This window comes from Brevibacillus brevis, from assembly GCF_031583145.1.
GTDB classification, from domain to species: domain Bacteria; phylum Bacillota; class Bacilli; order Brevibacillales; family Brevibacillaceae; genus Brevibacillus; species Brevibacillus brevis_E.
On the sequence record NZ_CP134050.1, the window covers coordinates 1,397,466 to 1,419,595 of the forward strand.

Genomic DNA, 22,130 nt, shown 5'->3' on the forward strand with positions numbered 1-22,130 from the left:
GCGCATGTTGACTACGGCTCTGGGACGTTTTCGCGTAATCGGGATCATAGAAGGTATTTCGTATTTGGTTCTGCTAGGGATTGCGATGCCGCTCAAGTATTTTCTCGACTTTCCGGCTGCCGTGAAGATCGCCGGATCGCTGCATGGGCTGTTTTTCGTGCTATACATACTGGCTTTGGCCCATGTGACCTTCACAAACAGGTGGTCGGTTTTGAAAGTGGCGGGAGCGTTTCTTGCATCCCTGCTGCCATTTGGCAATTTCGTGCTGGACGCGCGGATCAAGCACGAGCAAGCGTAGACAATCAGGCAGAGACTTTCGGCAGCAAAGGCGGGTATTGGTACCCGTCTTTGCTTTATATCCGCGCAGGTGGATACGAACTGGACAAAAGAGGTGGATGCGTATGGAGACCAGAATTTTGGCAGGTGTTCTTTCGTGGGACAAGGATGGTGAATATTATCTCGAAACCTTGATGGAGGACCGGTACCCGCTGGTCCTCCCGCAGATCATCACCTTGACCGAGACATCTGAAAAGGTGGCGACCGACGAGTTGAATGAAGCTCATCGAGGCGCGAGCGCAATTGCCCGCTGCTTTGTGTGAAGGCAGAGTGACGAAGAGACGTCAGTCTGCCGCTTCTGCTTTTCAGCCTGATACCGGGAATTGATTCCTAGGTAGGTAGCTTTTGCATTCTGCATGGACTATAGTAGATGGCGATTTAAGAAAATGCAGTCCGGTTCGGGCGGGGGTAGGAGCATAATGGGCTTGGAATTTGTCTTGATCATCATCGGGATCAATATCGCGTACGTTTCGTTTTTTACGCTGCGGCTCCTGATGGTAATCAAAGGATATCGTTTTGCAGCGTCGCTCGTCGCCATGGTGGAAGTGTTCGTTTACTTGAAAGGATTGGGCCTCGTCCTCGACAATCTGGACAATCCCGTTAATTTGGCGGCATACTGTATCGGCTGGGGAATGGGCGTGTTTGTGGGCAGCAAAATCGAGGAGTATTTGGCTCTCGGTTACATCACCCTGCAAGTGGTCGTCGATTCCATCGATATGGAGGTTCCGACCAAGCTGCGCCAGCTGGGCTTCGGAGTGACTTCGTGGGTAGCGGAAGGCAGAGACGGGCCGCGTCTGATGATGCAAGTATTGACCAAGCGCAGTAATGAAAAGAAGCTGTGGAAGCATATCAATGAGATCGCGCCCAAAGCGTTTGTCATTTCATTCGAACCGCAGCAGCTGAAAGGCGGTTTCTGGGTGAGGCGTTTGCGGCCGTGAGCAGTCGAAAAGAAAGTCAGCGTGATGTCCTTGCAGTGGGCGCCGCTGGCTTTTTTCGTTTTTTGCGGCGGGTGGACCGGGCCGTATAAAACGATCCCCCCCTGCGGATAATTGTGGTAAATGAATGGACTTGGGGACTGACAGATGAAAGGGTATTCTAGGTATGCTCGAAAGAAACAGGCCACTGGACCGATGCATTCTTTCCAGCCGAGCCTGACCGCCAACCTGCAGCAGCTGCGGCAAGAGCTCGGGTTCAGTCCCGATTTGACGATCCGCGAGTGGGAGCTGGGGGAACAGGGAATTCGGGTTGCTGTCGCTTACACGAACAATCTGATTGACATGCAAATCGTAAGTGAGTTCATTCTGCGTTCCCTGTCCGTCTTCGGGACGGATGATCTTGCCGCCCGCTTGTTCTCCCCTGACGATACGTTCCTCTTCATCAAAAGTCGCGCCGTGAAGGTCGGCGAAGTAAGAGAAACCGAAGACTGGACGGACCTCGCTGTCTCCGTCGTTTCCGGCGATACCGCCATTCTCATCGACGGCTGCGTAAAAGCGGTGGTTTGCGGCACGAGAGGAGGCGAGTGGCGCTCCATTTCGGAGCCGACCACAGAAGTAACGATCCGCGGTCCCAAGGACAGCTTCAACGAATCGATCGCGACCAATATCACCTTGCTTCGCCGGCGGATCATGAACCCGGATCTCTGGCTGGAAACGATGAAGATCGGCAATGTGACCAAAACGGATGTCGCCGTCATGTACATAAAAGGAGTAGCGGACGAAAACATCGTGCAGGAAGTCAAACGAAGACTCAAGGAGGTCAAGCTTGATTCTGTCCTGGAGTCGGGGTATATCGAGGAGCTGATTCAGGATCAGACCTTTACTCCTTTCCCGACGATGTACAATTCCGAGCGTCCCGATGTGGTGGCCAAAAACCTGCTCGAGGGGCGAGTGGCCGTGTTAGTAAACGGCACACCGTTCGTCCTGATCGTACCGACAGTGCTCGCGCAGTTCTTTGAATCCGCAGAAGATTACTATCAGCGTTACGACATCAGCAGCTTTCTCAGGCTGATTCGCTATATCAGCTTTTTGATCTCGCTCTTGGTCCCTTCCATCTACATCGCGGGGGTGACCTTTCACCAGGACATGATCCCGACCAGCCTTTTGTTCAGCTTGGCCGCGTCCCGGGAAGGCGTTCCCTTTCCAGCCTTGGTCGAGGCACTGATTATGGAAGTGACGTTTGAATTGTTACGGGAAGCGGGGATCCGCCTTCCCAGGGCGGTCGGACAGGCCGTTTCCATCGTAGGCGCGCTCGTGTTGGGGCAGGCAGCGGTACAAGCGGGCATCGTTTCGCCGGCGATGGTCATCGTCGTTGCGATCACCGGTATTGCCAGCTTCGCCATCCCTGCCTACAACTTGGCTATCTCCGCACGTCTGATCCGGTTTTTGTTCATGATCTTGTCAGCTTCGTTCGGCTTTTACGCGCTGACCTTGGGAATGATCGTCCTCACCGCCCATTTGTGCAGCCTGAGGTCTTTTGGCGTTCCGTACCTGACCCCCTTTGCGCCCTTCCTGCCTTCCGAGCAGAAGGATACGGTGATGCGCTTTCCGCTGTGGTCCCTGTTCACCCGCGTCAGGATGATCCAAACCAAAAAAGTCAAAGGGCTGGAGGGGGAACAGGATGAGCAGTAAGAGAATCGCCGTCATCGCAAGCGTAGTCTTCCTGCTGCTTTTGACCGGCTGTTGGAACCGCAGAGAGCTGGGGGAGCTGGCTTTTGTCTCCGCGATTGGGGTCGATCTCGTGCCGGGCAAGGACCTCCTTCGCGTCTCATACCAGATCGTCATCCCCTCGGAGGTGACCTCGGGACCGTTGGGCGGGGGAGGAGGAAAGAACTCTCCGATTGTTGTTTACAGCGAAACAGGAAGCACGATGTTCGAGATCAGCCGGAAAGTGTCTCCGAAAGTGCCCAGAGACATGTTCTTTTCCCATGTGCGGCTCGTGGTGATCGGGGAATCGCTGGCACGCAAAGGAATTAACGACTTGTTCGACGAGCTGGAGCGGTCCAACGAAATACGCTATACCGCCAGGGTCGCCATCGCCCGAGGCACGACGGCGGAGAACGTGATCAGCACCTTGACCCCGATGGAGAAAATCCCGGCCAATGCCAATGTGGGGAAGATGGATTTCTCGGAAAAGGATTGGGGGCACAGCCTCCGCGTCAATTACGACGATGTCATCAACAAATTGACGACGAAAGGAAGCGAGCCGGTCATTAGCGGTCTTACGAAGCAGGGGGAGGCAAGCGGAGAGCGCATAGCGACACTGCAGGACGCCAAACCGTCAGCCTATACGAAAAATGGGGGCCTCGCGATGTTCAAGAATGGCAAAATGCTTCGTTGGGTGGATGGGGAAGAGGCGGCTGGGACCGTGTGGCTCATGAACAAAATGAAAAGCACCGTACTGAATGTCGACTGGGAAGGGACGAAGGCAGCGGTAGCCATCAAGGTGTCACGCTCCCGGACGAAGGTCGAGGCCAAATGGCGCGAAGGGAAGCCGGTCATCCATGTCTCGATCAAGGAAGAGGGAGATATCAGGGAGGCACGAATCCCGGTTGCCATAGAGGATGAGCGGGTCATTGCCAGATTGGAGCAGGCATTGGCTGAAGAGACTAGAAAAAAGGTCTGGGCTGCTCTCCACCTCGCGCAAAAGGAAAAAACGGATATATTCGGGTTTGGCGGAGCGGTCAATCGGGCCGATCCACAGGCGTGGGATCAAATCAAAGACAATTGGAACGAGATGCTGCCTTCGACGCAAATTGACCTTTCGATCGAAGCTTTTATCAGGCAGCCCGGTATGATTACTTCTCCTCATCATCCCGAACAGGGGAAAAAATAAGCACAGGAAAGGAGGCGAATACCCATTTCATGGAAAAGGCACGGCTCGGCCCTCTGCAGCTGTTTGTGCTGATGTTCCTGTTTGAATTGGGTACAACCGTGGTGGTTCCGCTGGGACTGGATGCCAAAAAAGATGCGTGGCTGTCCATTCTGCTCGCCATGCTGTGCGGTTTCGTTCCCTTGCTCGTCTATGTGGCGCTGTACCGCCGCTATCCGGCGCTCCCGTTGACCGGTTACGCCAGGCAGATTCTCGGGAACATCATTGGCTGGCCTATCGGCTTCTGCTACGTTTTGTTTTTTGTGTACGGGGCGGCAAGAGACTTGCGGGATGTAGGCAACCTGCTGTACAACGCCGTATATGACCTGACTCCCATTTTTATCCTGAATGCACTCATGATACTGGGGACGGCCTATGTAATGGCAAAAGGGATCGAGGTGTTGGCGCGAACCGGGGAAGTTTTTTTCTTCGTCATCATTCTGCTGGGAACAGTAGGAAACCTCCTCGTCCAGTTCTCTGGAATCGTGAGTATCGACAATTTGCTTCCCGTCTTGGAAAATGGCTGGGGGCCGGTAGTAAAGACGGCCCTCTTTCGGAACTTCATGTCGCCCTTTGGCGAAGTGATCTGTTTTGCGATGCTTTTCCCTTATCTCCAAAATGTAAAGGGAGTGCTTCGAGCGGGAATGGCTTCCATGCTCCTTGGAGGCTTGGCCTTATGTCTGACCATTTCCGTCGAAATCGCGACACTGGGAGCGGACATAGCGAGACGCTCGACCTTTCCGCTGCTTACCACGATCAGCAAGGTAGACATTGCGAACTTTTTGCAGCGCCTGGATGCCATCGTGGTATTTACGTTGATCATTACGGTTTTTTTCAAGGTCGCCATCTATTATTATGCGGCGGTCGTCGGTACGGCAGATTTGTTTCGCGAACACGATCATCGGAAATTGGTCATCCCGATAGGAATCGTGATCCTTTTCATGTCCATTATGATTGCGGGCAGCTTTTCGGAGCACATCCAGGAAGGGAAGTTTGCGGTGAGAACCGTCTACTTCGTCTTCGCCCTGATTATTCCCCTCGTTTTGCTCGTGCTTTCTTTCTGGAGGAAACGATCTCCGTCACGAGGAACACCGACAGAAGAGCCAGTGAGGTCAGATACTCAGACCACCCCATGAAAGTGAAGGTATGTCGAATATTCCGCACCGATTGGGAAAGGCCCAGGCCCATGAGCGAATCGACAGCCATGAAGAAACCGACGCTCATCAAGACAATCAGGACAAAAATTGCGAACCGTTTCACGGGAAGTCTCCTCTCGGATAGGGATTGGCAGAGGTCAGAGCATCCTTAGTCTGCAACGGCCGTAACGGGGCCATTCGTTCATGCCTGAACGTATTTTCTGCTTCAGTATTGTCGATCGCGGCCGACCGACATCATAATAAGAGGAATGGAAAAGGAGAGGAGATGGCAAAAATGGACCCGACTCTTAAGAAGGCTCTGGAAACGGTGCTTGCCAGCTGGGAACGAATGAAGAAGAGCCACGAGGATGACGCAGGAGATGACGCCGAACAGTTCGAGGCTTCCTTTTACGCGTGGATCGAAGAGGTCCGCAGATGGTTTGATCGGCAGGAGCCGAAGCCTGCGACGCTCGAGGAGGCATTGCAGCTCCCCGAAATCCAGCAGAGCATGGAGCTGTTGCCGGGCGAGCTCGCGCTGAATGTTGAAACGGAGCTGGAGCTGATCGTCGAGGGACAGACGAGGGTCGAGGACGAGCGGTACGATTGAGCTTTAACCGGGGGGAAGGAAGCAGCAAAGCCGCACGAAACTTTCTTCGTGCGGCTTTGTCTTTTCCACGCTTATTCGCTGGGCGGAATCGGAACGCGCCAGTCGAGATTGGTATACCGTTTTTTGTAGGTACGAAGGGTGAGGATCAGCTCGTCGGGCGGAGTATCCATCCCTTTGATAAGCAGCTTCTGCTCCAGCAGCCCTCCACCGTTTTCCGTCTGTTTCACTCGCATGGAGGTGTAGTCGGGCGCGACCTCGTACTTTTTCCCCGCGCCGTCTGTCAAGTTCCAGCGGGGCATATCCGAGATTTTCAATTTCCCTTCGATATCCAGGATCCAGACCGCTTCCTGGGTCATGGGATCGACGCCTTTTTTCAACCCCTTGATGGAGTAAGTGTCGCCTGTTTCGTCGTATGTCCGGGTGACGGGCGCTTTTTTCAGCTCTTCAGGGCGGATCGGAATGGAGAAGCGGGCCAGCTCGATTTTTTCCAACTCCTCCAGGATGAAGGTCAGCTTCTCCGGTTGGCTCGCCGGCACGATGGCTCCCTTCCAATGCACCTCGCCCGGATGGCTCGGCTTTCCTTCCTCCTTCGGCCAGGTAAAATCGCGGGAAAAGTAGAGGGTGCGCAATTTATCCGGCCCTGCGTAATGCAAGTCGGACCTGGCCACCACCTGGCCGGACTCGTTTTCGATCCGGTAAGAAAAAGCGTGGTTGTCGACTTCGATGGAGCCATCCTCCTTGCCGTCGAGTACGCGGACCTTCTCTTTTTCCCGAGAGAGTGCTTCGCCGGTCAAATACGTGATCAGATCGAAGCGGGTCGCGCTCGGGGCGTACATCACCCGGTCGAAGGAGAAGACGACTCCCTGCGGCGATTCATAGACGGCGTTTACAGGGATGATTGGAGCCGTTTCTTTGCTCTTGGCGACGTTGACGGGGATGTTCAGCTGCATGTGAACCTCCTTGGGTTCCTGGATACCGATTTGGTTGATCTCAAAATGCAGCACGAGATTTTCCGGCCATGGCTCGTTCGAAACGAACGTGATGTCTCCGTAGTCCGGGCCCAGCTGGTGATCCTCCGGCATATCGCTGACCATGTTTCCGGCCGGATCGGTCAAGTAGATGCGGCTGCCTTCGAAATAGGGCAGGTACTGATCCTCCAGGGGCTTTCCGTCGGAGCCCTCCAGCGTGTAGGAGATCACCAGTCGGGCCGAGTCCGCTATGATGTCCTTGACGCGCAGCGTATAGCCGCGATCGGAGACGGACTGGTTGACGGGAACGTCGTATCCTTGCTCCGCCGCCCGCTTGAGCCCCAATTCACCGCCGACCCTGCTGACGAACGAGGAGACGTACGCGGCAAACGTCGGCGAGACGTACATGCTCACCGCTCCAAGCAGAAGGACTGCGGCCACAGAGGAACCGATCCGGCGCATCCAGGGATTGCGCGGGCGCAAGGAGCGCGTGGCGAGCGAATCTTCGGCGGGGGTCTGAGCGGCTGCGGCCGCTTCCTGTCTTCGCGCCGCACCGTGAGCGGGATAAGGTTCGAGCTGATCCAGCACGGAATCGATAAATTCCTCGGGCAAGGAAGGCGAGGCAATGACGTTGTGCAGCAGCGCCTCTTCTTTTTGCAGCCTGGTCCGGATGTCCGTGCAAGCGGGGCAGTGCAGCAGGTGAGTCTCCAGTCTGGTCACGTCGGCGAGATTCGCTTCCTGGGCCCGCATGAGCTCCAACAGTTGACGAGCGTCAGCACATTTCACGCAGACCGCCTCCTTTCTTTACCGGTTGGCAATATTCGCGGAGCTTTTGTTTGGCCCTGTGCAGTCTGACCTGCGCAGTGGCCACGGAAATGTCGAGGATTTCGCTGATTTCCTGATACGTCAATTCCTCCAGGTAGCGGAGCGTAAGCACGAGGCGATACTGCTGCGGCAGGCGATCGATTTGCTTTTGCAGCTCCTCCCAATTTTCGCCCATGAGGTAGATCGTCTCCGGATTGGCTTCGTCCGTGGGCATGGTCTCGTCGTCAAACGCGACCAGATCTTGCTGCCGCTGCTTCGCCGTTTTGCTGTCCACGTACAGGTTGATGGCGATTCGATACAGCCAGGGAGCAAAGCCCCTTTGCGTATCGTAGCTGTGCAAGTAGCGGTACGCTTTCAGGAAGCATTCCTGCGTCAGGTCTTGCGCGTCTTGCGGCCGCTGAACCATTCGCAGAAACAACGCGTACACGCGGTTTTTGTACTTGCGAATCAAGTGGGCGTAGGCTTGCTTGTCGCCGCCGAGGACTTGGCTGACCCACTCCTGATCCTCCTGCATGTGTTTCCCTCCCGTCGTTCATTGTGATTTTTGCTTTTCACTAGGTATTACCGGGCGGAACCGCCATTCTTACAGAAAAAGAAAAATTTACCTTCCGAATGCGAAGAAAGCCTCCCTGGCATGGAGGGGCGTCCTTGCAAGCGTCCCATCGAAAAAGAGGAGCGGCTCCCACCGGTGATCCGTGGGCTCTGCTCCTCCTCTTCTATATTACGTCGCGCGCGCCCAGATGGCCAGCGAGACAGACGTTCCCGGATTGATAAAGCGGTGAGGCGATGTGCTGTTGAAGCCGATGCTGTCGCCTGCATGAAGGTGGTACTCCCGGTCTGCCAGCAGCACCTTCAGCTCACCCTGCAAGATGTACCCGCACTCTTCGCCGGAGTGGGAAATCTGCTCCTGCTCCAGCGTTTCTCCCGGCTCGATTTCAATCAGCAAAAACTCGATTTTGCCTTCCTGCAAGGGAGTGAGGACGTGGTATTTGGTCATCGTGTTTTTCAGTTGGATGATCTTGTGCAAGCCTTTACGGATGACAGGCTCATGGTCTTCCTTTACCCGGAAAAAATGATTGATCGGTACTTCGAGGGCGGAACAGATTTTCCAGAAGGTGCCCACGGTAGGGTCAACCAGTCCACGTTCGATCTGCGACAACAAACTCATGCTCAGGCCGGTTTTGTCGGCGAGATTTTGCAGGGTCAGCTGCTTTTGTTTGCGGATTTCTCTCAGTTCTGCTCCGTTAAACATTCTTGATCGACCTTCTTTGCATGAAGACTGGGTAGGGATGAAAGCAACGTTTGGGTGTACGGATCCTGCGGCCGGGTGAAGATATCCGCGACCGTCCCTGTTTCGACGACGCGGCCCTTCTGCATGACCGCCATGCGATCGCACATGTAGCGGATGACGGCCATGTTGTGAGAAATGAACAAATACGTAAGATTGCGCTCTCGCTTCAGCTCTTGCAGAAGGTTCAGGACGTGGGCTTGCACCGAGACGTCCAGTGCGGAGGTTGGCTCGTCGAGTACGACAAACGCAGGATCGGTAATCAAGGCCCGAGCGATGGCGATCCGTTGGCGCTGTCCGCCGCTGAATTCATGAGGATATCGATCGAGGTGCTCGACCTTCAATCCCACGCGAGCGATCAAGGCGTGCAGACGCTCCTCGGAGCCTTTCGCTTTCCGTTCGGCGGCAGGCAGGGCCAGAAGCGGTTCGCTGATAATCGCGCGCACCCGCATGCGAGGGTCCAGCGAAGACTGGGGATCCTGAAAGACGATCTGCATTTCGCCCGGCTTCAAGTGGTTGAATTTTCCTGCGGTCCAGAGGGACGCCCCTTCGTACAGAATCGTGCCGTCGGTGGGGGACTCCAGGCCGGTGATCATCTTGCCGATGGTGCTCTTCCCCGAACCGGACTCCCCGATCAAGCCGAACGTTTCTCCCCGCTCAATGGAAAAATCGACCGCAGAGACCGCTTGAAAGCTTTGGCTACCCTTTCGGTATACTTTGCCGATTCCGGATACTTGCAAGAGCGAATTCATTCTGTGTCCCTCCTCCAGCATGCAACGTGATGAGTAGTGGCTTCGATAAAGGCAGGCTCCAGTACAGGAGGCTCTTCGATACAAATGGGCAGCGCATGGGCGCAGCGAGAAGCGAAGACGCATCCGAGGGGCCGATTGCGCAGGTCGGGCGATTCTCCCGGGATAGCCGAAAGCGGCTGATCGGGCTGTGCGAGATCGGGGAGTGCGCCGATGAGCGCCTTGGTGTACGGATGCTTCGGCTGGCGCAGTACTTCTTCGGTGGTCCCTGTCTCCACGACTTCGCCCGCGTACATGACGACCACCCGCTGGCATACCTGCGAGACGACGCCCAGATCGTGGGTGATCAGCATGATCGAAGTGCCGCGCTTGCCCGCGAGCTCCTGCATGAGCTTCAGGATTTCGTGCTGGATAGTCACATCCAAAGCGGTCGTCGGCTCGTCCGCGATCAACAGGTCGGGAGGCGCGGACATCGCGAGGGCGATAACCACCCGCTGCCGCATCCCTCCGCTAAGCTCGAACGGGAATTTGCGGGCGACGAGCTCCGGCTCGTTGATCTGCACCTCCGCCAGACTGACGACGGCCTGCTGATACGCTTCCCGGTATGAGATCTTGCGGTGGCGATGGATGACCTCCGCGAGCTGGTCGCCGATGCGCATGGTGGGATGGAGGGCGGTCATCGGCTCCTGAAACACCATTCCGATTTCTTTCCCGCGCAAGGCCTGCAATTCTTTCTTGTCGAGGGCGAGGATGTTCTTGCCCTTGTAGGTGATGGAACCGGCGGGGATCGTCGCGTTCTTTTCCAGCAGTCCCAAAATAGTCAGGGCTGTCACGGATTTGCCGGAGCCGGACTCGCCGACAATGCCGACAATCTCTCCCTGGTCAATGGAGATCGATACGTTTTGCAAAGCCCTGACTTTGTCTTGCATGGAGGAAAACTCCACGGTAAGTTCCTTGATTTCCAGCAGCATCTGCCATTACTCCCTTCTTCATCAACGGTTGGCTTTCGGATCCAGAATGTCCCGGATTCCGTCGCCGATGAGATTAAAGCCGCAGGAAGCCAAAAATAGTGCAAGCCCTGGAAAAGTCGGGTACCACCAGTAGTCGAGCAAGTACTTCCAGCCGATGCTGATCATCGCGCCCCACTCCGGTGTAGGCGGCTGTGCTCCCAGACCGAGGAAGCCGAGGGTAGCGACCAGCAGGATGGCGTCGCCGATGTCCAGGGTGACCTGGATGACGACAGGGGAGATCGCGTTTGGGATGATGTGTCGGGCGATAATGCGCCAAGGCTTGATTCCGAAAGTGACAGCAGCTTTGACGAACAGTTTTTCCCGCAGGGCGAGCGTCTCGGCCCGCGCCAGTCGGACGTACACAGGAATTTTGATGATGGCAATGGCCAGCATGGCGTTTTGCAGGTTGGGACCGAGCGTAGCGGCTACCGCCATGGCCAGCACGAGAGAAGGAAACGCCAGCACGATATCCATGAGGCGCATGATGAGCTGATCGAGCTTGCCGCCGAAATAGCCGGAGATCGCTCCGATCACGGTGCCGACAAGGCCGGCGCCGAATACGACGGCCACGCCGACGCCTAGCGAAAGGCGCGCGCCGTACAGGATTCGCGTGAAAATGTCCCTGCCGACCTCGTCGGTGCCAAACCAGTGGTCTGCACTGGGGGGAGCGAACCGCTGCGCGATGTTGATCTTGGTTGGATCGTATGAGCTGATCAGCGGCGCGAAGAGCGAAGCCAGCAGGATGACGAGCAGCAGGAACAAGCCAAACAAGGTCAGCGGGTTCTTCCGGATTTTATACCAAAAGGGGTTGACCGCCTTCTTGGTTGCTACTGTCGATATGCTTTCTGTTTTCGCAGTCATGCCAGACATCGGTTATCCCCTTTCTATTCCTTGATCTGTGGATCGAGTGCGTAATAGGTGAGGTCCACGAGCAGGTTGATGATGACATATCCGAACGAAATGACAAACGTGAAGCCCATGATCGCCGGGAAATCGAGAAAGGCGATGGATTCGACCACGTATTTTCCCATGCCGGGCCAGCTGAAAATGGTTTCCGTCACGACGGCTCCGCCGAGCAAGGATCCGAAGGAGAGGCCGACGACGGTAATCGTGGGTATCAGCGCATTGCGCAAAGCGTAGCGGAACAGAAGGACGGGTCCGTGAATGCCGTTGGCGAGAGCGGTCCGAATGTATTCCTGACCGAGCACCTCCAGCATGCTGGCGCGGACCTGCCGGGTGACGATGGCGAGCTGGGCGAAAGCGAGCGTGCACGCAGGCAGGGCGAGATGCCACAGGCTGTTGCCAAAGGCGGCCCAGTTGCCCGTCACGAGGCTGTCAAACAGGTACAGTCCGGTGATTGTAGTCGGCGGGGTCACGGTCAAATCGATGCGGCCGCTCGAAGGCAGCAGATCAAAAAACTTGTAGAAGATCAAAATGCCGATCAAACCGCTCCAGAAGACGGGAGTGGAGATGCCGGCGATGGAAAAGAACCGTCCGGTATGATCCCAGCCCGTATCTTTCTTGACGGCGGACAAAATGCCGATCGGAATGCCGATGACGATGGCGATGATGAAGGCGGTCAAGGCAAGCTCCAGCGTAGCGGGGAAAAATTTGATCAAATCGTCGACAACCGGCTGCTGCGTGCGGATCGAGTTGCCGAAGTCGCCTGCGAGAAGTCCTTGCATGTAGGTAAAATATTGGACCCAGACCGGCTGGTCTAGGCCCAATTGACGGCGGACTTCCTGCAGCGTTTCCTCACTGGCGCGTTGGCCTACCATCATTCGCGCAGGGTCTCCGGGGATGACGTGGGACAGGAAAAACGTGATGAGCGTCACACCCAAAAGGACCAGCACGAGCATGGAGAGGCGTTTGGCGATGATTTGTCTCACGAGGAAAACACTCCTTCAAACGGCTTTATTTAGACATTTCGGCGAGGTTGTAGATACCCTCCAGCATAGGATTGTAAACAAAGCCTTTCACGGACTTGCTCACAGGGAGCAGGAAATCTTTCTGGTACAGGTACAGGTACGGCGCTTCGTCGATGACGATCTTTTGGGCTTCCTGGTACAGCTTTTCGCGCTCTGCCTTGTCATTGACGGAAGCGGCTTTGCGGACCAGCTCGTCCACCTTGTCGTTTTTGTAGAAGGCGCGGTTTCCGGCGAGGCCGAAGTTGACGGAATCAAACCAGTAGTTCATGAACATGTACGGATCGCCGAAGTCGGGACTCCATACGCCCATGGCCAGGTCGAATTCGCCTTTGTCGATCATTTCGCGGGAAGTGGCGTAGGCGATTTTCTTCAAATTCAGCTTCACGCCGATGTCCGAGAAGAATGCCTGCAAGGCCAGCGCTTCCGTCTCCCACCAGGCTTTGTTGTCGGAGTACAAAAGGTCGAGCGTCAGGTTGGAGACGCCTGCTTCCGCCAGGAGCGACTTCGCTTTTTCCACGTCGCGCTTGTACTGGAAGGAGGATTCGTCATAGCCCCACAGCCCTTTCGGAATCGGTCCGCGCATTTGCGTCGCGTAGCCTTCCTGCACGGATTCGGTCAGGGCGTCGTAGTCGATCGCGTAGCTGAGCGCTTGGCGAACCTTCGGGTTTTTCAGAGCCTCGTTGCCTTTGGAGGAATTGACGTAGATGTAGTCGACAAACAGGCTGGGCTGTTGCAGAACATCGATGTTTGGCGAGTCTTTGAGAGCTTTGAGCTGTTCGTTCGGGATGCCTTCGGCGATGTCGATCTCGCCTTGTTCGAGCTGCAAGCGTTGTGCGGTAGCATCTGGGATGATTTTAAAGAAGATGTTCTGGAGTGCAGGCTTGACAGAGGAGTTGGGGTTTACCGTCAGCTTGATGTATTCGCCTTTTCTCCATTCGGTGAGCTGGTAAGGGCCGCTGCCCATGGTGTTGTTAGCGAGGTAGTTTTGGCCGAGATCACCGTTTTGTTCCTTCTCCATGACCTTCGGATTGACGATGCCGCCATAGTTGGCTGCCAGGGTGGAGAGGAACGGCGGGAAGTTCTTCGAAAGAACGAAGGTGACGCTGGTCGGCGAGTCTACTTTTACTTCTTTGATCACGCTGTACACGTCAGCGGGACCTTTTTTGATCTTGAGTGTGCGGTCAAAGGTGAATTTGACGGCTTCGGCCGTGACTGGAGTGCCGTCTGCGAACTTGTTGCCTTCGGCGAGCGTGAACGTCCAATTGAGTCCGTCATCGCTCACTTTCCATTCCTTTGCCAGCCCTGGCTTCACTTCGGTGGTGGCACCGTCGTACTCGACCAGCCGCTGGTAGGCGGGATACGTGATTTTCCAGGCTCCGTTGTCAAACGTGACAGCGGGGTCAAGCGTGCCCTGATCGGCTGTGATCCCTACGAACAGCGTGTCGGCAGGCGTAGAGGACGCCGCCGTTTTCGCCGGCTCGGCGGGCTTGTTTTCCGCGGGCTTGGCATCGCCTTGGGCCTGGTTCGCCGGCGTGCCGCTGCATGCGGCGACCAGCAAGGAAAGGACGAGCAGAAGTGAAGGGAAGGAAAAAGACCATCTGCGCTTCAATGAATTCGACCCCCAAGAAATATATTATATTTAATTAATTTTTAATATATTGCAAATATTACTGTTCTTCAACATTTTTTTCATCCATCGACAAGATTCCTCCGTAAATCGGCTGCTGGTTCGTTTTGCGCGCCCAGGAGAGGGTGCCGTATTCGTAGTGCCACCACTCCTGCGAGTAGTTGACGAAGCCGGCTTCGATCATGATGTGATAGAGGAGGCGCCTGTTGCGCCGAATCTCGCAATCTGTTTCCGTAGGCGAAGAGAGCTCCTCATAGTGCCGTGTCATGGCGCGCTCGCTAAAGTCGTCAAACTCCGTACCCATTTCCAGCCAGCCATCAGGCCCGGCAATCGTCAGGTCGACGGCTCCTCCGCTCAGGTGGGGAGACGGTTTTTCGACATCGGTCGTCGGTTTGGCGACGAACTTGCTGAGCTCGCTCACGATCGCCTCCTCATCGCTCCAGCCTTGGGCGATCAGGGATTGGCGAAACGTTTCGTAGATAGAGGCTTGCACCTCATAGGATCTCCAGCCGTCCAGCACGACGAGCTGATGGCCATCTGGCAGCTTGTCCGCAGCAGAGACGAGCCTCGCAGCGGCGCCTTCCCGCAAATACGCCTCGGTCTGGGTGCCTGCGTAGCCGAGATGGTAGTAGGCGGGATAGACGGCGATCCGTGGAGAAAGGGTGGAGAGGGGGATCATTGCCTCGCCGCATTCGTGGACGGTGAGAGTGTGTGCCGAGCGATCTTCGTGTCCGGCAGGGATCGGGGGATAGTTCATAATGGTTGTCACCTCCTGGGTGTGGGTTGGATGGATCGCTTCTGGAAATATGGTAGCGGAAAATCCGTTTTTAGTAAACTGCAATTATATTTAATTTTCTGCAATTTGATAAAAGAAAAGGGGCGCCCGCCAAGAATGACTCTCGGAGGACACCCCGCTATGGCTGATTGTTGAATGGTTTACTGGAACACGCTGTCCGAGCCCGCTGCCGTAATGCTGTTTTTCTCCGTGCCGAAGCCAGTGAGGACCGCATTGTGGTGGGCGATGATCTGCTCGGCTGAAAGCACGCGGCTATCCAGGGTCGAATGAGCGTCTTGAACGAGGGTGACATCGAAGCCGAGGGAAATGGCCCGTCTGCAGGTAGTATCGATGCAGTATTCGGTTTGCAGACCGGTGATGACCAGATGATTGATGTCTCTTGAAGCAAGCTCGTCTAACAGGGGCGTGTCGAGAAAAGAATCGCAGGCCCACTTGTGAATCACTGGCTCATGTTGCTCGGGCGTAACCGAATGGTGGATCTGCCAGGTGGGAGTCCCGATCGAAAACTCGCCTTCGCTCTCGCAATGCTGCACGTACAGGACGGGGATCTGCAAAGCGCGGGCCCGCGCAGCCAGTTTCCCGATCCGTTCCGCCAAGGCCTGGCCCTGGTAAGCATGCTCGATCAGATACTCTTGCACATCAATGATCAACAGTGCCGATTTTTTGCTCATGCCAATGTCACCCTTTCCGAATGGTTCCGCACACAGTCTACGAGGAAGGAGCGGTGCCTGCAATACGGTAGATTGTTATTTTGGGGGTGCATGCAGGAAACCGATCCCTTACCGCACGTACAGCTTCGCCTTCGCTTTGCCCTCGCGCTTTTGGCCCTTTGTATTCATCTTGATCGTGACTTCCAGGTTATAGGTGCCTTTTTTCTCCGGCTGGAAGCGGTACACGTACCTGTAGCCGCCGATGGTTTCGTCGTAGATGCTGTATATCGGTTCGATGTTTGGCTGATTCCAGTTTAAGGCCCTGTCGGAGAAGTCGGGGCTCTTATCTATAAAATAGACGACCGATAAATAGATATCCTCTCCTGCTTTCATGTAGGCTGTGCCGGGGGAGAGGGAGACGTTGATGATAGGGCTTTCTTTGACGGAAAATTCTATTTCTCCCGTACCTAAAAGAGGACTCTTTTCATTTTCGTACATTTGCAGGAAAAACTGTACCTTGAAGTCTCCTGCTTTGGTAGGTGTAAAATATCCGGTTGTGCTGTACTCGTTATTTTTTTTGATGGTGCGTACATTCTCCATCTTTTGGGAAGGATCCTTAGAGCCGTTCAAAAAAAGCCGGAATTCCGATTGATCGAGAAAGCTCCCCTCGGCGGGTGTGGTGACCGTAAACTTGATCCGCTTTCCTACCTCGAAGTTTTTGGTTGGGGAGAGTGTTATTTTTGAAGGAACATGAACGATTATGGGTGGCATATTATTTTCCGCATGAATGAGGATAGAAGCATTCCCCGTCCACTTTACCCCATCCCCGTACATAATGATTTGGTATTCAACGCGCTCAAACCCGATGAAATTCACATCGAGCACACCCCGGGAGACGTAATAACCGTCTTTCTCGACTGTCTCGTAGGAAATATTTTGATTCCCCCACACTTGGAATGTATCTCCTTTTTTCTCGGTCGTCGCTTCGATAATGACCTTATCCCCTAGACGGATCGGGGTACGTTCAGCATTGACAGTGAGTTTCACGGGTACTTCTGTGGGCTCCGCCTTTGCCTTAGCCGGCACAAGAGGAAACAGCATCGTCAGGATGAAAAGCATGCACAAAACTAGGCGAAATCGGAACAAAAACTGCACGGTATTCGGCATTATTTCTCACTCCTAATCTGGAAAATCATCCTAATTGTCACTATAAAGATTTTTCTAAGATTTGTAAAAAGATTTTGAGCGAGCCGTTCTGACGGAAAGCGGCCCGCACGTTTTTTACCACCTTTTGCTTGAATCCCGACAGGCATTTGCTATTATTAAAACAAGTGCTTGTCATAGAAGGAAGCGACAACTGAATACGTTAGTACAAACAGGTCCTTGTTTCTGCGAAAACCTTTTCCGGGAGCAAGGTTAAAAGGGAAGTTTGGTGAAATGCCAACGCGGTCCCGCCACTGTAAGAGAGGAGCCCATCTTCACGGCGTCAGCCATCCACTGCCCACAAGGGAGCGGGAAGGAGAAGAGGGGCTATGATGCTCAAGCCAGGAGACCTGCCTGTTTTTGTGTGTGCACTGATTTCCTTCGGGTCAAAGGAAGAGGTGAGGATTGTCGCAGTTTGCCAACCCGCGCTTTGTTTTCCTTTTCATTATGAGGGAGAACAAAGCGTTTTTTGTTTTCAGCAAAGAAGAGTCAGGTCAAGATTTGGAGGATTCCCAATGAATAAACAAGACGCTAAACGCGGCCTGCTCCTGGTCTACACGGGAGACGGCAAAGGGAAGACGACGGCGGCCCTCGGTCTGGCTGTACGCGCCACCGGACGCGGGAAAAAAGTGCTGATGGTGCAGTTCATCAAGTCGCCGGAGCGGACGTACGGGGAAAAGATCGTGTTTGACAAGCTCGGGATCGAGATCGTGCAAAAGGGCATCGGCTTTACGTGGACGAAGACGCCAGAGGAGCATCGCGCTGCCCTGAAGGAAGCGTGGAGCTATGCGCGGGAGCAGCTGCTTGGCGGCGCCTATGACGTCGTGATCTTCGACGAGCTGAACAACGCCTTGGCCATCGACCGCTTTCCGATCGACGATGTACTGCCCCTCGCGGATGTGCTGGAAACCATCAAGAACAGACCCAGCCATATCCACCTCGTGATCACGGGACGAAGCGCCCGCCAGGAAATCATCGACATGGCGGACCTGGTCACGGAAATGAAGCCGGTCAAGCATTACTACGACGAAGGTATCCCGGCGGTGCTGGGGGTCGAATTCTGATGGAGGTGCTGGAAAGATACGGCCATGGCGGCGACCTGCTGACGGCAGCGCAGCGGTTTGACGTGGCTGCCGGCGATTTCCTCGACTATAGCGCCAACATCAACCCGCTGGGAATGCCGGACAGCGTCAAGCAAATGCTGCTCGCTTCCCTGGGCGATGTGACGCGCTACCCGGATCCGGGGCACCGGGTATTTCGCCAGGCGCTTGCATCTCGCCTGAACGTGCCAGAGGAGTGCCTTCTGCCTGCGAACGGAGCCGCGGAGGCGATGGCGCTCGCGGTACTCGGGCTGCAGCCGCGGACGGTTGGGGTGGTGTATCCCTGCTTTTCCGAATACGCGCAGCTGGCCAGGCAGTTTGATGCACAGGTCGTTGGCATATGCGGCATGGAGGAAAACGGGTACAAGCCGGACATGAGCGAGCTGCGTCGGCTGTTTGAGGAAACCGACATGATTTTCGTCGGCTCTCCAAACAATCCGACGGGGATCGTGTACCAGCCTGATGAATTGCTGCAAATGGCGGACTGGGCGCAGCAGACGAAAACGTGGCTGGTCGTGGACGAAGCCTTCCTCGACTTTGTGGAGGAGGAGCGGCAGTACTCGCTGGCCGGGCAGCTCGACCGCTTTCCGCACGTCATCCTCATGCGTTCGATGACCAAGATGTACGCGATTCCCGGCCTGCGTCTCGGCTATGCCATCGCCCATCCGGAGGTGATCGGCCGCATGCGCGAAAAGCAGGTGAGCTGGAGCGTCAATGCGCTGGCGCTGCGGGCGGGAGAGCTGTGCCTCGCGGAGCGGGAGTACGAGCAGCGAACGCGGGACTTGATCGCAGAAGAGCGTGCGTATCTGAGCGGTTTCATTCGCGGTGAGCTGGGATGGACGGTATGGGCGGGGGAAGCGAACTTTTTGCTGCTCCGCCTGCCTGCCGAAATGACAGCCGGGCAGTTGCAGGAGCGGCTCGGCAAAAAAGGCATTTTGATCCGCAGCTGCGCGATGTATCCCGGCTTGACCGATCACGACGTACGGATCGCGGTCCGGGGGCGGGAAGAGAACGAACGGCTGACATCCGCTCTGCGTGAAGTTTGGCGCGAGGGAAGGTGGGCGAAGTGAGTCTCATACTGGTGACGGGTGGTGTCCGCTCCGGAAAAAGCCGCTTCGCCGAGGAGCTGGCGCAGCAGGCGAGTGAATCCGTGCTCTACGTCGCGACGGGAGAAGCCTGGGATGGCGAAATGTCTGCGAGAATCGAGCGGCATCGGGCTCGCCGTCCTGCGAGCTGGGGCTGCGTCGAGGTCGGCGGCCGACTGGATGAATCGCTGCCCGCCTGCTCCGGATATGACGTCGTCCTCGTGGATTGCCTGTCGACATGGGTGAGCAACCGGCTGATGAGCGTATCGGAAGAGGAGTGGCGCAGCGAAGCGATTACGCGAGAGGTGCTGACAGATGCGCAGGAATGGCTGGCTGCTGTCGCCGCTGGCTCAAGTCCGGGGCAGACCGTCATCGCGGTAACCAGCGAAGTGGGACTCGGCGGCGTAGCGATGAACCGGCTGGGGCGCTGGTTCGCTGATGTGCTGGGCGACGTGAACCAGATGGCTGCCCGGCAGGCGGATACGGTCTACGCAGTTCTGGCGGGGATTCCGTGGAGGATCAAGGGATGAATGCGTTTTTGCACGCGCTTGCGTTTTTTACGAGAATTCCGGTTCCGCGTCTTCGGCCGTCCGAATCTGCCTGGAAGAAAAGCGTCAACTGGTACCCGGCCGTCGGGATCGTGATCGGACTGGTGCTGTGCGGCGTTCACCAGGCGGCGCTCTACTGCTTTAGCCCGCTGCTGGCGGCGGTCTTGACGCTTGCCGTGTGGGTCTACGTCACCGGAGGGCTACATCTGGACGGCTGGATGGACCTCGCGGACGGGCTGGGCAGCAGCCGGCCGCGCGAACAAGTCCTGGCGATCATGAAAGACAGCCGGGTAGGAGCGATGGGAGTGCTGGCAGCGATTTTGCTGCTGCTTCTCAAGACGGCGTCTGTGGCCGAGCTGTCCCGAACCGACTGGGTGCTGCTGCTGCTCGTGCCCTTTGCCGCCCGGACGCATGTGCTGCTGTCCATCCGGCTGTGGCCGTATCTATCGGCAGACAAGGGCATCGGAAAAGGGATCAGCGAAGGGCTTTCTACAGGTTCGATCTGGCTCGGCTACATCGTCCTGACGGCAGCGGGCTGGCTGATCGGAGGCTGGGCGGCCGTGACGGCGATTGTGGTGTCGCTCCTCTTTGCCCTGTGGTTTTCCCGTGCGGTAGCTGGCAAGCTGGGCGGCCTGAACGGCGACTGCTACGGAGCGGTCATAGAGAGCGGCGAAGCGGTCATGCTGCTGATTCTGGCAGGGAGCTGGTGGACATGAGATGGCTCTGGGTGCGCCACGGCGAGACGGACATGAACCGGCAGAAGCGGTATCTGGGACATAGCGACGTGCCGCTGAACGAGCGGGGAAAAGGCGAAGCGGTAGAGCTGGCGAAGCGATGGACCGGCCTGATCGATGGCCCTGTGCGGCTCTATGCGAGCGACCTGTGCAGATGCGTGCAGACGGCGCAGCCGCTCGCGCAGGTGTGGGGCACGCAGGTAGTGACGGTGCCTGCCCTTCGAGAGTTGTCGTTTGGCGACTGGGAGCTTTTTACATATGAGCAATTGATGAAGACGGACGAGGAACGGGCAACGAGATGGTACAACGATCCCTTCGCCTGTTCCCCGCCCAATGGAGAGAGCCTGGAGCAGCTGGGCGAGAGGGTCGATTCGTGGCTGCGCGGCGTGCTGGCCGAGCTGATGCACAGGGCGACTGGCACTGGCGACAGGAAGACCAGGCAGCCGCAAGAGGAGCCGCCAAAGACGGTGGTCATCGTTACGCACGGCGGGGTCATCCGCTGGTTCCAGGCCGCGTGGCTGGAGCAGGATCCGGGACGCTACTGGCAGGTAGATGGCGCAAGGCACGGTGAGGCGCTTCTGGTGGACTGGGACGGACAGCGCTGGACCGCGCAATCTGTGACGAAGTGAGAGAGGATCATGATGAACGAGGTTTTGATTTTGGCAGCCGCCTATTTGATCGACCGCGTGGTGGGGGATCCGCGCAGCTTGCCGCATCCCGTGGTCGTCATCGGCTGGTGGATCGCGCGGCTGGAGGCTGTCATCCGTGCGGTGGTCAAACGGGAAGAACACTTGAAAGCGGCGGGGATTCTGTTTCCGCTGCTGATCGTAACCGGCAGCTACGCGGTGGTCTGGCTGGTCGTCTGGGCGGCTGCGTGGATTCATCCGGTGCTCGCCTGGCTATTGAGCGCCTGGCTCATCTCCACGACGATCGCCACCAAGGGCCTGGCGGACGCGGGTCTGGAAATTGCAAAGCATCTGGCGGCGGGCGATTTTCCGGCTGCGAGGCGCTCGCTATCCATGGTAGTCGGCCGTGATACCGAACATTTGGACGAATCGGAAATTTGCCGAGGGGCTGTGGAGACTGTAGCGGAAAACATCGTGGACGCGATCGTCTCGCCGCTGCTATACGCGGCCATCGGAGGGGCGCCGCTTGCGATGGCCTATCGGGCGGCCAACACGCTAGATTCGATGGTCGGCTACAAAAACGAGAAGTACGCCAATCTCGGCTGGGCGTCGGCCCGTTTTGACGACGTGCTGAATTACATCCCCGCCCGGCTCACCGCCCTTCTTTTGGTGCTGGCCAGCCGGCTGCAGGGACTGGACTTTCGGCAAAGCTGGAGAATCGTTCGCCGGGATGCGCATTTGCACCCGAGTCCCAACAGCGGCTTGCCGGAAGCGGCGGTAGCAGGTGCCTTGGGCGTCCAGCTCGGGGGGCTCAATTTTTACCAGGGGGTACCGTCCGATCGGGCCCGAATGGGCGATCGGCATAGGCCGCTCGCGGCAGCAGATATTCTTTCGACGGTGCGGCTGATGTACCTCGCTTCCCTGCTTTGCCTGGCCATCTGTCTGGCGATCGCCGCCTTGCTCGGATAGCGTGGGAAATGAGATATCGATTGGAGCGAAAAACGGACACTGCGCGGAGAAAAGCTCGCCAGTGGAGAGGAGGGGCCG

The 22,130-nt window shown here is 56.4% G+C and carries 24 protein-coding genes and 1 riboswitch; of the genes, 13 read left to right on the forward strand and 11 right to left on the reverse strand.

Going from position 1 to position 22,130, the window contains the following annotated elements; all coding sequences use genetic code 11:
* Nucleotides 1-4 precede the first annotated feature (4 nt).
* The 7 genes from RGB73_RS07135 to RGB73_RS07165 all read left to right on the forward strand — a co-directional run bounded on the left by RGB73_RS07135 (nucleotide 5) and on the right by RGB73_RS07165 (nucleotide 5,946).
* Nucleotides 5-298 carry a DUF3817 domain-containing protein gene (locus RGB73_RS07135; protein ID WP_310770445.1) on the forward strand — a complete coding sequence of 98 codons (294 nt, stop codon included), beginning with the start codon at nucleotides 5-7 and terminating at the stop codon, nucleotides 296-298.
* A 103-nt stretch (nucleotides 299-401) separates the two neighbouring features.
* Nucleotides 402-599, forward strand: coding sequence for a hypothetical protein (locus RGB73_RS07140; RefSeq protein ID WP_310770447.1), 198 nt, complete (start codon nucleotides 402-404; stop codon nucleotides 597-599).
* A 156-nt stretch (nucleotides 600-755) separates the two neighbouring features.
* Nucleotides 756-1,274: a DUF2179 domain-containing protein gene (locus tag RGB73_RS07145; RefSeq protein ID WP_310770449.1), complete on the forward strand. Its 519-nt coding sequence runs from the start codon at nucleotides 756-758 to the stop codon at nucleotides 1,272-1,274.
* 144 nt (nucleotides 1,275-1,418) lie between these two features.
* Nucleotides 1,419-2,963, forward strand: a complete 1,545-nt coding sequence (locus tag RGB73_RS07150) for a spore germination protein (protein WP_310770451.1) — start codon at nucleotides 1,419-1,421, stop codon at nucleotides 2,961-2,963.
* On the forward strand, nucleotides 2,953-4,167 hold the full coding sequence (locus RGB73_RS07155) for a Ger(x)C family spore germination protein (RefSeq protein WP_310770453.1): 1,215 nt from the start codon (nucleotides 2,953-2,955) through the stop codon (nucleotides 4,165-4,167). The genes RGB73_RS07150 and RGB73_RS07155 overlap by 11 nt, the downstream gene beginning before the upstream one ends.
* A gap of 29 nt (nucleotides 4,168-4,196) precedes the next feature.
* Nucleotides 4,197-5,339 (forward strand): GerAB/ArcD/ProY family transporter, encoded by a 1,143-nt coding sequence (locus tag RGB73_RS07160; protein WP_310770455.1) that lies wholly within the window; start codon nucleotides 4,197-4,199, stop codon nucleotides 5,337-5,339.
* Nucleotides 5,340-5,634: 295 nt separating this feature from the next.
* The gene (locus tag RGB73_RS07165; RefSeq protein WP_310770457.1) at nucleotides 5,635-5,946 is read left to right on the forward strand and encodes a hypothetical protein; all 312 of its coding nucleotides are present in this window, start codon (nucleotides 5,635-5,637) and stop codon (nucleotides 5,944-5,946) included.
* Between the two features lie 71 nt (nucleotides 5,947-6,017).
* Here RGB73_RS07165 and RGB73_RS07170 read toward each other — a convergent pair whose 3' ends face one another.
* From RGB73_RS07170 to RGB73_RS07220, 11 genes are all read right to left on the reverse strand, one after another.
* Complete coding sequence (locus RGB73_RS07170; RefSeq protein WP_310770459.1) at nucleotides 6,018-7,700, reverse strand: DUF4179 domain-containing protein; 1,683 nt, start codon at nucleotides 7,698-7,700, stop codon at nucleotides 6,018-6,020.
* Nucleotides 7,687-8,253, reverse strand: a complete 567-nt coding sequence (locus RGB73_RS07175; RefSeq protein ID WP_310770461.1) for an RNA polymerase sigma factor — start codon at nucleotides 8,251-8,253, stop codon at nucleotides 7,687-7,689. The genes RGB73_RS07170 and RGB73_RS07175 overlap by 14 nt, the downstream gene beginning before the upstream one ends.
* A 207-nt stretch (nucleotides 8,254-8,460) precedes the next feature.
* A complete protein-coding gene (locus RGB73_RS07180) occupies nucleotides 8,461-8,991 on the reverse strand; it encodes a cupin domain-containing protein (protein ID WP_310770463.1) in 531 nt (176 codons plus the stop codon).
* Entirely contained in the window at nucleotides 8,970-9,779 is an 810-nt protein-coding gene (locus tag RGB73_RS07185) for an ATP-binding cassette domain-containing protein (RefSeq protein WP_310770464.1), read from the reverse strand. Before RGB73_RS07185 ends, RGB73_RS07180 begins: the two co-directional genes overlap by 22 nt.
* Nucleotides 9,776-10,747 (reverse strand): ABC transporter ATP-binding protein, encoded by a 972-nt coding sequence (locus RGB73_RS07190; RefSeq protein ID WP_310770466.1) that lies wholly within the window; start codon nucleotides 10,745-10,747, stop codon nucleotides 9,776-9,778. Before RGB73_RS07190 ends, RGB73_RS07185 begins: the two co-directional genes overlap by 4 nt.
* A gap of 21 nt (nucleotides 10,748-10,768) precedes the next feature.
* A complete protein-coding gene (locus RGB73_RS07195) occupies nucleotides 10,769-11,656 on the reverse strand; it encodes an ABC transporter permease subunit (RefSeq protein ID WP_310770468.1) in 888 nt (295 codons plus the stop codon).
* A 14-nt stretch (nucleotides 11,657-11,670) separates the two neighbouring features.
* Nucleotides 11,671-12,675, reverse strand: a complete 1,005-nt coding sequence (locus RGB73_RS07200; protein ID WP_310770470.1) for an ABC transporter permease — start codon at nucleotides 12,673-12,675, stop codon at nucleotides 11,671-11,673.
* A 25-nt stretch (nucleotides 12,676-12,700) separates the two neighbouring features.
* Nucleotides 12,701-14,323 carry an ABC transporter substrate-binding protein gene (locus RGB73_RS07205; RefSeq protein WP_310770472.1) on the reverse strand — a complete coding sequence of 541 codons (1,623 nt, stop codon included), beginning with the start codon at nucleotides 14,321-14,323 and terminating at the stop codon, nucleotides 12,701-12,703.
* A 58-nt stretch (nucleotides 14,324-14,381) separates the two neighbouring features.
* On the reverse strand, nucleotides 14,382-15,098 hold the full coding sequence (locus tag RGB73_RS07210; RefSeq protein WP_310770474.1) for a M15 family metallopeptidase: 717 nt from the start codon (nucleotides 15,096-15,098) through the stop codon (nucleotides 14,382-14,384).
* A gap of 179 nt (nucleotides 15,099-15,277) precedes the next feature.
* On the reverse strand, nucleotides 15,278-15,808 hold the full coding sequence (locus RGB73_RS07215; RefSeq protein WP_310770476.1) for a cysteine hydrolase family protein: 531 nt from the start codon (nucleotides 15,806-15,808) through the stop codon (nucleotides 15,278-15,280).
* Between the two features lie 108 nt (nucleotides 15,809-15,916).
* The gene (locus RGB73_RS07220) at nucleotides 15,917-16,954 is read right to left on the reverse strand and encodes a hypothetical protein (RefSeq protein WP_310770478.1); all 1,038 of its coding nucleotides are present in this window, start codon (nucleotides 16,952-16,954) and stop codon (nucleotides 15,917-15,919) included.
* 193 nt (nucleotides 16,955-17,147) lie between these two features.
* Nucleotides 17,148-17,362, forward strand: a riboswitch (cobalamin riboswitch).
* Between the two features lie 143 nt (nucleotides 17,363-17,505).
* Between RGB73_RS07220 and cobO the strand changes: the two genes are divergently transcribed.
* From cobO to cbiB, 6 genes are read left to right on the forward strand one after another with little or no spacing between them, the layout of a single operon-like run.
* A complete protein-coding gene (cobO, locus tag RGB73_RS07225; protein ID WP_310770480.1) occupies nucleotides 17,506-18,054 on the forward strand; it encodes a cob(I)yrinic acid a,c-diamide adenosyltransferase in 549 nt (182 codons plus the stop codon).
* A complete protein-coding gene (cobD, locus tag RGB73_RS07230; protein WP_310770482.1) occupies nucleotides 18,054-19,160 on the forward strand; it encodes a threonine-phosphate decarboxylase CobD in 1,107 nt (368 codons plus the stop codon). The genes cobO and cobD overlap by 1 nt, the downstream gene beginning before the upstream one ends.
* Entirely contained in the window at nucleotides 19,157-19,705 is a 549-nt protein-coding gene (gene cobU / locus RGB73_RS07235) for a bifunctional adenosylcobinamide kinase/adenosylcobinamide-phosphate guanylyltransferase (protein WP_310770484.1), read from the forward strand. The genes cobD and cobU overlap by 4 nt, the downstream gene beginning before the upstream one ends.
* Entirely contained in the window at nucleotides 19,702-20,439 is a 738-nt protein-coding gene (cobS, locus tag RGB73_RS07240; protein WP_310770486.1) for an adenosylcobinamide-GDP ribazoletransferase, read from the forward strand. The genes cobU and cobS overlap by 4 nt, the downstream gene beginning before the upstream one ends.
* On the forward strand, nucleotides 20,436-21,086 hold the full coding sequence (locus RGB73_RS07245; protein WP_310770488.1) for a histidine phosphatase family protein: 651 nt from the start codon (nucleotides 20,436-20,438) through the stop codon (nucleotides 21,084-21,086). The genes cobS and RGB73_RS07245 overlap by 4 nt, the downstream gene beginning before the upstream one ends.
* Nucleotides 21,087-21,098: 12 nt before the next feature.
* Entirely contained in the window at nucleotides 21,099-22,052 is a 954-nt protein-coding gene (gene cbiB, locus RGB73_RS07250) for an adenosylcobinamide-phosphate synthase CbiB (RefSeq protein WP_310774175.1), read from the forward strand.
* The last annotated feature ends 78 nt before the right edge of the window (nucleotides 22,053-22,130 follow it).

What these genes read in the sequence shown, in the direction of transcription:
- RGB73_RS07135 (WP_310770445.1), top strand. Translation starts at nt 5, where the DNA reads ATGTTGACTACGGCTCTGGGACGTTTTCGCGTAATCGGGATCATAGAA.
- RGB73_RS07140 (WP_310770447.1), top strand. Translation starts at nt 402, where the DNA reads ATGGAGACCAGAATTTTGGCAGGTGTTCTTTCGTGGGACAAGGATGGT.
- RGB73_RS07145 (WP_310770449.1), top strand. Translation starts at nt 756, where the DNA reads ATGGGCTTGGAATTTGTCTTGATCATCATCGGGATCAATATCGCGTAC.
- RGB73_RS07150 (WP_310770451.1), top strand. Translation starts at nt 1,419, where the DNA reads ATGAAAGGGTATTCTAGGTATGCTCGAAAGAAACAGGCCACTGGACCG.
- RGB73_RS07155 (WP_310770453.1), top strand. Translation starts at nt 2,953, where the DNA reads ATGAGCAGTAAGAGAATCGCCGTCATCGCAAGCGTAGTCTTCCTGCTG.
- RGB73_RS07160 (WP_310770455.1), top strand. Translation starts at nt 4,197, where the DNA reads ATGGAAAAGGCACGGCTCGGCCCTCTGCAGCTGTTTGTGCTGATGTTC.
- RGB73_RS07165 (WP_310770457.1), top strand. Translation starts at nt 5,635, where the DNA reads ATGGACCCGACTCTTAAGAAGGCTCTGGAAACGGTGCTTGCCAGCTGG.
- RGB73_RS07175 (WP_310770461.1), bottom strand. Translation starts at nt 8,253, where the DNA reads ATGCAGGAGGATCAGGAGTGGGTCAGCCAAGTCCTCGGCGGCGACAAG.
- RGB73_RS07180 (WP_310770463.1), bottom strand. Translation starts at nt 8,991, where the DNA reads ATGTTTAACGGAGCAGAACTGAGAGAAATCCGCAAACAAAAGCAGCTG.
- RGB73_RS07185 (WP_310770464.1), bottom strand. Translation starts at nt 9,779, where the DNA reads ATGAATTCGCTCTTGCAAGTATCCGGAATCGGCAAAGTATACCGAAAG.
- RGB73_RS07190 (WP_310770466.1), bottom strand. Translation starts at nt 10,747, where the DNA reads ATGCTGCTGGAAATCAAGGAACTTACCGTGGAGTTTTCCTCCATGCAA.
- RGB73_RS07195 (WP_310770468.1), bottom strand. Translation starts at nt 11,656, where the DNA reads ATGTCTGGCATGACTGCGAAAACAGAAAGCATATCGACAGTAGCAACC.
- RGB73_RS07210 (WP_310770474.1), bottom strand. Translation starts at nt 15,098, where the DNA reads ATGAACTATCCCCCGATCCCTGCCGGACACGAAGATCGCTCGGCACAC.
- RGB73_RS07215 (WP_310770476.1), bottom strand. Translation starts at nt 15,808, where the DNA reads ATGAGCAAAAAATCGGCACTGTTGATCATTGATGTGCAAGAGTATCTG.
- RGB73_RS07220 (WP_310770478.1), bottom strand. Translation starts at nt 16,954, where the DNA reads ATGCCGAATACCGTGCAGTTTTTGTTCCGATTTCGCCTAGTTTTGTGC.
- cobO (WP_310770480.1), top strand. Translation starts at nt 17,506, where the DNA reads ATGAATAAACAAGACGCTAAACGCGGCCTGCTCCTGGTCTACACGGGA.
- cobD (WP_310770482.1), top strand. Translation starts at nt 18,054, where the DNA reads ATGGAGGTGCTGGAAAGATACGGCCATGGCGGCGACCTGCTGACGGCA.
- cobS (WP_310770486.1), top strand. Translation starts at nt 19,702, where the DNA reads ATGAATGCGTTTTTGCACGCGCTTGCGTTTTTTACGAGAATTCCGGTT.
- RGB73_RS07245 (WP_310770488.1), top strand. Translation starts at nt 20,436, where the DNA reads ATGAGATGGCTCTGGGTGCGCCACGGCGAGACGGACATGAACCGGCAG.
- cbiB (WP_310774175.1), top strand. Translation starts at nt 21,099, where the DNA reads ATGAACGAGGTTTTGATTTTGGCAGCCGCCTATTTGATCGACCGCGTG.